A 6663-nucleotide genomic window follows, 5' to 3' on the forward strand; every position below is an offset into this window, starting at 1 on the left:
AGTACGCGGCGCTGGTGCCGGTACGCGAGCGGGTGTCGGGCTCCGAGCACCCGGACACGTTGAGAGCCCGCGCCAACCTCGCCTACTGGAGCGGGCAGGCAAAATAGCCATCCCGGAAACGGTCGTGGTTTCCGGGACAGTTAAACGATCAAGGCCGTCGAGGGGCATTCGTCCAGGAATGACCGTCTCGAGTCAGGCGGGGAGGTTAGAGGCGCTTCCAGCGCCATTGGCCGTTGCTGTACACCGAGCACTTGTACCTGCGGTTGGTGACCTTCGCATACCCGTACTTGGTGCGGGCCGCCTTCGGGCAATACGCGCCCGGAGTGATGCACCGCCACACCAGGCCGTCGCGGCGATAACTGCACGCGGCCGTCGAGTTCCCTGCGGACGCGGACGCCGCGGCGACGGTGGAGGCGGTGGCGGGGCCGAACGCAGCCGGCGCGATCAGCGCGGCGGCGACCAGGGCGGCGGAGAGGAGCAGGCGTTTGAGCAAGAAGTGCTCCACAACGTGAAGTGACAGGGTGCCTATGAGACGACCGACCCACCAAGCCCGGTTGCCCGCTCCCTCGCGTTCCCTTGGAGCTCCTGATTGGCTCCGCGCTCCGGAGTCTTCGCGTCGCCCCGCGCGACTCCCCGGATAAGTGTCATTATCCGGGGAGCTTTGGCGTGATCTCCCCGGATAACGCCGCTCCGGGCCCGGAGCCAACGCTGGAAAAACTCCCCGGATAATAAGGAGAAGTGGCTGGAGATGACCGCCTCAGCGCTCGCGGCCTTCACCACGTACCTGGACCGCTGCGCGCTGGCCGCCAATATGGTGGCCGCTTATCGCCGTCAGGCGTTTGCCTACCGCGAGCTCTCCTGCAGCACGGTGCCGGCGACAGTGGCGTCCGGACTCAGAGGGGGGTGCAACCTTGATGCCACATGTCAGAACGCTCTGAACGTGGTCACAGTACCGGCGGGCACGGCCAGCGCCGCTCGGGGCGCGGACCCGTAGGTTTCGACAAACTTGAGTGCGCGCCGGTCATCGACCTGCTCCCGCTCGCCGATGCCGAGACCGGCAAGTGGCCAGCCGCCATGGTGGATGCAGCGGAGCCCGTTGACGAGATCATGATGGCATGTCAGCTGATGTTGTTTTTACGCATTAGCTTGGTTGCTATCTGCAACGCCCGGGCCCTCATTTGGGTAAATGTAGAGACTTCTACCTGTCGCTCGCGAGCGACTTTATCGATGTAAGCGCCGGTGAGTCTGCGTTCGGTTTCGGAGAGCCCTACCCGCTTACTGCATGTCGCATCCGCTACCGCGACCAACATTTCTCGTTTACGCGCGGCGGTAGTGTCCTGGCCCGGCTGCTTTTTCAAGACATCGTTAAGTGCTTCTTCTGGCGTCTTGTAATTCAAGCTCTCCTGGGCCATGCATGAACTCCACTCGCCGACCTTGGAAAGGTAGGCGGAATCCTTGCGGGCGCGCGCCATGGCCTCGGCGTCTACGTTGATTGCCAGTACCTGGACACGCAGAAGCTGTTGCTGATCGCCGTACAGCTTTGTGGTGGACTCCGCTAAGCAGCCGTCTGAATCTGATGAGATCTTGTCGCCGTTAGCAAACGTGACTTTCAGGTCAAGATCCCCATCGCCGGTCAGCGCGATGCCATGTCGTTTTCGCTCTGATTCGGATAGTTTGGCGATATAGTCGGTGTTGGGATCTTCTGGCTGCTTTTGCAGCATGCGTGGATCGGGATCGTATCCGCGCTGCTGGCGAGCGGAAATGTCATCACCGTCGATGTGAGGGTAGTCGGGTTCCGTCTCACGGGGTGGAATGGTGGGCCGGAATTTATAGCCTTGTTTTTTCATGCACTCAGAGATAAGCAACTGGTCTGCGATCAGTAGGGAACGCTGCTCATCGGGTGCTCTGAAGTTCAGCCATCGCCAGTCCCGAACTTGCGGTACGGCAACTGGAGTGACGTCCTGACTCGCTGGAGGAGTACTACTGCACGCAACACCCGCGATTAGAGCCATCGCTAATGGTAGGGCAGCGTGGAAGGGGCGGGAGATGGCCGCCAAGATGGTTCCTCCAGGGATCGACAGGTGGTGCGGCAAACGCGCGGACGGCCGTAGTAAGAAGCGATACCGTCCGCGCGTTCACTCATTTATCAGATGTTGGACCGACGTACTTTAGCGGCTGTTAGCAGCCGGCCCACCGGTGAGAGCTACCAGTGTCTTTCGGGTTGTGGAGGCTCCAGAACTGCCCTCTGGGCAGGCATCCCAGAGCGGTGACGTAGCTGGGGTTCCGGTAAAGCGTGACGCCTCTGCCTGTGGTGCCGTTGTTCCAGGACGATTCATCCTGGTCGTTCATCAGAAAGCTCCACTGAGTTTCGTCGCCGCTCCAGCCGATCCCGGTACCCGCCCGGTTGGGGCTGTAGTACGCACAGTAGGAGCCGCTCGGGCAGACGGCTGCAACACTGACCGAGCTAAGGCTGGCATTGGGATTGATGGCGAACTCGCGGGGGAGCGCCGGGTTTTCTACCCAGCGAGGGCCAGCAGCGGCGGCAGGTGCGTCGAGCTGAGTGGCCTTCGAGGGGGCCATGACGGCAGGCTGGGCGTCCTTCTGAGGGTCGGGAGCGGATGCGGCGGCCGTTCCCGCCAGCGGACTCATGGCCGCAACGGCCATGAGTCCGAAAACGGTCAGTTGAGATCGGAGGCGCATGCAGTATCCTTCTTTCGCATCGACAGATGTGCTGCGGGCGAGGCGCGTCCAAACATCTCGCCCGCAGTTAGATATAACAGGAATTTTGACTATTGTTCAAGATCTTGAGTTATTAAAATAAATACAGTGTTGTGTTAGTCACAGAGCGTCGCGAGTGTTGCGTTAATTACGGAGCGTCGCAATTAATGTTGACTTAACATCAAGCATCTGATCGGAAAATAGCCTAGCCCGCTCTGGACGCGCGATAACTCAAATCGCTCTAGTGTCCTCATTCGGCCATCGAGTAGCTCGACATTCTCCTCTAAGCGAAATCATCGGGCAATCCAGAATCACAGGCTGACTGTGATTTTGAGGGGCTGTCCACCGCCACGATCGATTCGCTTTCCGCAGTCTCAATACCAGTGAGCCTTTTTCATCCCGGCGCCGCGGCGGCTCATCGGGTGGTCAGGGCAGGAAACGGAGCACTACTAGGCGGGCGTCGGCAACCTCGCCCAGCCCGAGCTGTCCCAGGTCGATAGCGCTCAAGATGTCCGGCACGTGAGGCTGAAAAGGCTCATTCTGCGGAACTCCGACACCCACACGGCGTAAGGCTTCGTGGCTGCCCTGGACCGCAGACATCGCGGCCGGCACATTCTGTCCGCAACCGGCGGCAAGCCCGCAGACCACCGGGGTGCACCGATGTCGACTCTCAAGGTCACACGCGATTTCCGTCGGACCCGCATGCCAAGATTTCCGTGATCTAGCCCCCCGAGAGAGCAAGGTTCCCGTGAGCGTCTACAGCTGGCTTGATGACACCGCGTTCTGCGCAACGCACGTCCGCGGCCTCACCCCGCACGAGGCGTTGGCCCGACTCGGTATCGAGGTGTTCGACGGTGACGACGAGGAAGACGAGATCGAGGAGGGCCTCATCTGTGCCCATCCGGCCGAGGGCGGCACCATTCTGAGCGAGTGGAACGGCTTCGCGGGAACGATGGATGAGGTGCTGCGGCCCTTGTCGGCAGGAACGGTCACGGCAAGCGTCTTCGTCAACGTGAACAGGGTCGCGTCCTTCGACCATTACGCGGACGGCCGCAAGATTCTGTCTTTCGACCCGTTGATCCCCTACGACGCGGACGACGCCCCGCAGGACTACCTCGCCGACCGGATCGAGCTCGGCCTGGTCCACGGCAACTCGGAGGGTGGGCTTGCCGCGGCGCTGCAACTGGCCCAGCGCATCACCGGGGTACGGCCGAATACCTCTAGTCACATCGCGGCCGCCCACGGCGTCCTTGAGTACTGAACCTTTTCATTGTTGAGAGAGCCGGTGGTTCTGAAGAACAGCGATGGCCTTGCACAGGTGTCCCGCCTTGCCGGGGCTGCAGCGGAGCTTTCGCAGGATGCGCCAGCTCTTGAGCTGGGCGTTCGCGCGCTCGCCTGGACCGCGCAGGCGGGCGTGTGACCGATTGGCCCGCTTCTGCGACTCGGGCTTGTTCGTGCCCTTGTACGGAGTGCGGACCGGGCCTTCGGCTCCCTGGTAGGCCTTGTCTGCGAGCGTGATGATCCCGGCCCGTTCCAGCTGGCGCAGGATGCCCCAGATCCGGGCAGCGCTCAGATCGTGGGTGTTGCCCGGCAGCGCCCCGGAGGTCCAGAGGATCGTCCCGTCTGGTGAGGCGATGACCTGGACGTTCATCCCGTGTACCCGGTGCTTGCCGGAGAAGTACGGTCGGTCGGCCTTGACCCGGTCGGTGCGGATGAGGGTGCCGTCCAGCACCAGGTAGTGCAGGCCGTCCTTGCTTGCTTTCCGCAGCGCTTGCCGGAGCTTCGGGGAGCGTGCCGACAGCAGCTTCACTGTCTCCTCCACGTACCGCCACGCGGTCGTGGTCGACACTCCGAACCCGGCTCCGAGCTCGCTGAAGGTATCGCCCTTGCGTAGGTAGACCAGCGTGAGCAGGGCCTGCTGTCCGGGGTTCAGCCGCCGCCAGGTCGACCCGATCGCCTTGCGACGTCTGCGAATCAGGCCGGCTACGTAGCTCAGCGTTGAACGCGACAAATCGACGGCGGCGCGATAGAACAGCACCCGGAGCTCCTGGTTGTGACGGGCGTGGTTGTGGTGATCAACCCGTCTACCAGGAGCTTCTCTATGTCATCAGGCGAACGGCAGGCTCGCGATCAGGCTGTGACTTGCGGACCGCCATCGGCGGGATGAAAAAGGTTCAGTGGAAGCCGACCTTGGAAGTGCTGCTCGACCGCGTGCCGCCAGGCGGTCTCCGAGCCCGCCGCACTCTTACCGCCTCTCCATAACTCGTTTTACGGAGAGGGCGATGATGAAAACTGGACGTCAGCCGTTTCGATTGCCGTTGTCGAGCTGAGTGGTGTTGTGGCCGCTGCGTAGCTGGCGGAGGTCGGGGATGTGGTTGTACAGCGTGCCCGCGCTGACTCCGAGCAGCTTGGCGATCGAGGTGACGGAGTGTTCGGGGTTGGGCAGTAGATCGCGGGCGGCGCGCAGGAGGTCGGGGGTGATGACGGTGGGCCGTCCGCCGACGCGGCCGCGGGCCCGGGCGGCGGCCAGGCCCTCGCGGGTGCCGGAGATGATGAGTTCGCGGATGAACTCCGCCAGCGCGGCGAACACGTGGAAGACCAGGCGGCCGCCCGGGGTGGTGGTGTCCAGGCTCTCGTGCAGTGAGGTGAAACCGATCTCGCGCCGACGCAGCTCGGCCACCGTGGTGATCAGCTCCTGCAGGGAACGCGACAGCCGATCCAGCGACGGCACGACGAGGGTGTCGCCGGGCTGCATGAACTCCAGCGCCGCGGCGAGCTCGGCCCGCTCGGCACCGGCGCCGGATTTCTTCTCGGCGAAGATCCGCCGGCACCCGGCCGCCTTGAGCGCATCCAGTTGGCGTTCCAGGTTCTGGCCGCCGGTGGAGACCCGGGCATAGCCGATCTTGATGCCGGTCGGGTCGGCGGGTTCGGCGGCAAGCAGTTCGGCGGCGAGCGGGGGCGCGGTCACCCCGGCATTCTCTCAGAAAACGGTGCTGGAAGGTTGTTGACGACCCCCGGTTTTTGAAGGGGTTTTTGAAGGGATTTCGGGGCCTCCGGAGCCCCTCTTCCATGATCGTCAAAAAACGATCGTTTATTGAAAGAAAGAGATCATGGTTCGGCTATCGGCGCCTTTAAGTTACTCACCCCCCGACGCGCCCATAAGCCGCTCTCATTTCTTGCGCGCCATCCGGAAAGTCGGCAGACCTGCCCACATCCGCCCACTTCTCGTCTTCAGCGGCGCGCGCCTTAAATGCTTCTTCGGCGATCGCGATTGCGTCCGAACCAAGCAGCAGGCGCAGGGGCGGATCGTCGGTGTCGGCGATATCTATGATGATCTTAGCTATGCGGACTGGGTCTCCTGGCTGACTGTCAGCGCAGGTGGCAAGGAACCGGTACATCGCGTCGACGGTCTGGTCGTAGTTCTCGCTGGCCTGTCCTGTGTTGAGGGAGGCAGCCAACCAGTCGGTGCGCACTCCGCTGGGCTCGACCACCGTGACCTTGATGCCGTAGGGCTTCACCTCGTTGCTCAGAGACTCGGAAAAGCCTCCGACGGCGAATTTCGCAGTCTGGTAGGCGCCCATGCCTGGCGTACCTGCGACGCGGCCGCCGATGGACGATATCTGAATGACGTGGCCGAAGCGCTGCTTGCGCAGTACCGGCAGGGCTGCTTTGGTGACGTTGACGACGCCGAAAAGGTTCGTCTCGATTTGTGCGCGGAAGTCATCGTCTGAGGTTTCCTCGATGGCTGAAATGATGCCGTAACCGGCGTTGTTCACCACCACGTCGAGGCGGCCGAACTCCTCGACCGCTATCTGGATGGCCGCCTGGGCGGCTGCGGCGTCGGTGATATCGAGCGCGACCGCGCGGATGCGGTCGCCGTACTGGGCGACGAGATCGTCGAGGTCTTCGGGCCTGCGCGCGGTGGCGACGAGGCGATGGCCGGCA

7 protein-coding genes are annotated in these 6663 nt (G+C 62.8%); 1 reads left to right on the forward strand and 6 read right to left on the reverse strand.

Annotation, left to right across the window (positions count from 1 at the left end; translation table 11 throughout):
• Nucleotides 1-205 precede the first annotated feature (205 nt).
• The 3 genes from CHC08_RS47230 to CHC08_RS47240 form a co-directional block, all read right to left on the reverse strand.
• Nucleotides 206-493 carry a hypothetical protein gene (locus CHC08_RS47230; RefSeq protein WP_089213882.1) on the reverse strand — a complete coding sequence of 96 codons (288 nt, stop codon included), beginning with the start codon at nt 491-493 and terminating at the stop codon, nt 206-208.
• A gap of 625 nt (nt 494-1118) precedes the next feature.
• The gene (locus tag CHC08_RS49245; RefSeq protein ID WP_143653706.1) at nt 1119-1847 is read right to left on the reverse strand and encodes a hypothetical protein; all 729 of its coding nucleotides are present in this window, start codon (nt 1845-1847) and stop codon (nt 1119-1121) included.
• Nucleotides 1848-2178: 331 nt separating this feature from the next.
• Nucleotides 2179-2700 carry a peptidase inhibitor family I36 protein gene (locus tag CHC08_RS47240; RefSeq protein WP_089213884.1) on the reverse strand — a complete coding sequence of 174 codons (522 nt, stop codon included), beginning with the start codon at nt 2698-2700 and terminating at the stop codon, nt 2179-2181.
• Nucleotides 2701-3466: 766 nt separating this feature from the next.
• On the opposite strand from CHC08_RS47240, the gene CHC08_RS47245 reads away from it, so the two are divergent.
• A complete protein-coding gene (locus CHC08_RS47245) occupies nt 3467-3979 on the forward strand; it encodes a DUF6461 domain-containing protein (protein ID WP_089213885.1) in 513 nt (170 codons plus the stop codon).
• Nucleotides 3980-3985: 6 nt separating this feature from the next.
• On the opposite strand, the gene CHC08_RS47250 is transcribed toward CHC08_RS47245, so the two are convergent.
• From CHC08_RS47250 to CHC08_RS47260, 3 genes are all read right to left on the reverse strand, one after another.
• Entirely contained in the window at nt 3986-4756 is a 771-nt protein-coding gene (locus CHC08_RS47250) for a transposase family protein (RefSeq protein WP_089213886.1), read from the reverse strand.
• Between the two features lie 261 nt (nt 4757-5017).
• Complete coding sequence (locus tag CHC08_RS47255; protein WP_089213887.1) at nt 5018-5686, reverse strand: recombinase family protein; 669 nt, start codon at nt 5684-5686, stop codon at nt 5018-5020.
• Between the two features lie 172 nt (nt 5687-5858).
• On the reverse strand, nt 5859-6663 hold an 805-nt coding region (locus CHC08_RS47260), incomplete at its 5' end, for an SDR family NAD(P)-dependent oxidoreductase (protein ID WP_089213888.1).

The organism is Streptosporangium subroseum (genome assembly GCF_900188345.1).
Taxonomy (GTDB): Bacteria; Actinomycetota; Actinomycetes; order Streptosporangiales; family Streptosporangiaceae; genus Streptosporangium; species Streptosporangium subroseum.